The following is a 1,572-nucleotide window of genomic DNA, read 5'->3' on the forward strand; positions in this document are numbered from 1 at the left end:
GGCGCAAAGCCCGACCGGCAGGCACCAGGCCGTGAATACCCAGCGTCAGGCTGCGCGGCCCGCGCGTGGTGTCGCCGCCGATCAGCTGCATATCGTAGTAATCGAGCAACTCAAACAGACTATCGCTGAAGGCTTTCAGCCAGGCCTCATCAATCTCCGGCAGCGTAAGCGCCAGCGTCAGCCAGGCGGGATCGGCGCCCATCGCGGCAAGGTCGCTAAGATTAACCGCCAGCGCCTTATAGCCGAGATCGGCTGGATGAATATCGCGCAGAAAGTGAATGCCTTCTACCAGCGTATCGGTACTGATGGCCAGAGTCTGTTTTTCCGGCACGTTCAGTAACGCGCAGTCGTCGCCAATGCCTTTTTCCACATCGCGACGTGAGCTTGTCACGCGGTTAAAATAACGCGCGATCAGTTCAAATTCGCCACATGACATAATGAAATTCCGCTGAACCTGAATGAAAAAGGCCGGAAGAACTCCGGCCTCGATTGATTATTTCTTGTTGGGGCGGATTTGCGGAGCGGCTTTATCCAGTACGCCGTTAACAAATTTATGGCTGTCTTCAGCGCCAAATACTTTCGCCAGCTCAATACCTTCGTTGATGGCCACTTTATAAGGCACATCGCTACGCTTGCTCAGCTCATACAGCGAAACGCGCAGGATCGCTTTTTCCACCTGTCCCAGCTCTTCCAGCTGGCGTGACAGGTAAGGCTTCATCAAACCGTCAAGGTACGCGCTGTTGGTCGCAACGCCAGCCAGCAGCTCGCGGAAATAGTTGATGTCAACATCTTTGACATCCTGTTCCGCGAGGAACTGATATTCAATATCAGCAATGTCATTGTTGGACAACTGCCAGGAATAAAGCGCCTGGACAGCACACTCACGGGCGCGGCGACGAGCAGCAGGTTTCACAAAAATCCCCTTACAAAAATCAGGCTTTAATGGCTTTCAATACGTTAATCATTTCGAGCGCGGTCAGTGCGGCTTCCGCACCTTTATTGCCCGCTTTAGTACCAGCGCGTTCAATAGCCTGCTCGATATTTTCAGTGGTCAGGACGCCGAAGGCGACCGGGATGTCACTGTTCATAGCGACGCTGGCAAGACCTGAACTGGCCTCACCGGCAACATATTCGAAGTGCGCAGTGCCGCCACGGATAACGGTGCCCAGGGCGATAACCGCATCGTGTTTTCCGGCATTGGCAACGGCACGGGCCGTCATCGGTAATTCATAGGCGCCTGGTACCCAGATAACGGTGATGTTTTCGTCTTTCACCTGGCCAATGCGCTTCAGCGCATCAATCGCGCCATCCAGCAGGCTTTCGTTGATGAAGTTGTTGAAACGCGCAATGATAATCGCGACTTTCGCATCCGGCGTAGCAACAGCAGCTTCGATAATTTTCATAATTTTCCTTTCAGGGTTCTTATTGGCCCCGCAGGGGGGCGGATTCTACCACACTCTTTCGCACTCTGCTTCCGCTTTTCCGCAGCGTGTTAAACCGGTTTGAGCGTCAGACGTAAATCAGGGCCGACCTGACGTATATCGCTAAAGCTGAACAGCGGCGCATCGCGCA

General features: G+C 53.8%; 3 protein-coding genes. All 3 read right to left on the minus strand.

All coding sequences use genetic code 11. The features are described from left to right. A partial coding sequence (locus P3C52_RS20890) for an AIR synthase related protein (protein ID WP_275556776.1) occupies window positions 1-436 on the minus strand: 436 nt, incomplete at its 3' end. Between the two features lie 57 nt (window positions 437-493). Continuing rightward, window positions 494-913: a transcription antitermination factor NusB gene (nusB, locus tag P3C52_RS20895; protein ID WP_085067732.1), complete on the minus strand. Its 420-nt coding sequence runs from the start codon at window positions 911-913 to the stop codon at window positions 494-496. Window positions 914-932: 19 nt separating this feature from the next. Then, window positions 933-1,403 carry a 6,7-dimethyl-8-ribityllumazine synthase gene (gene ribE / locus P3C52_RS20900; protein WP_275556777.1) on the minus strand — a complete coding sequence of 157 codons (471 nt, stop codon included), beginning with the start codon at window positions 1,401-1,403 and terminating at the stop codon, window positions 933-935. Between the last annotated feature and the right edge of the window lie 169 nt (window positions 1,404-1,572).

It is taken from the genome of Mixta sp. Marseille-Q2659, from assembly GCF_940807255.1.
Taxonomy (GTDB): Bacteria; Pseudomonadota; Gammaproteobacteria; order Enterobacterales; family Enterobacteriaceae; genus Mixta.

Bases quoted from the DNA above. Each gene is read 5' to 3' on its own strand.
- ribE (WP_275556777.1), bottom strand. From the start codon at position 1,403: ATGAAAATTATCGAAGCTGCTGTTGCTACGCCGGATGCGAAAGTCGCG.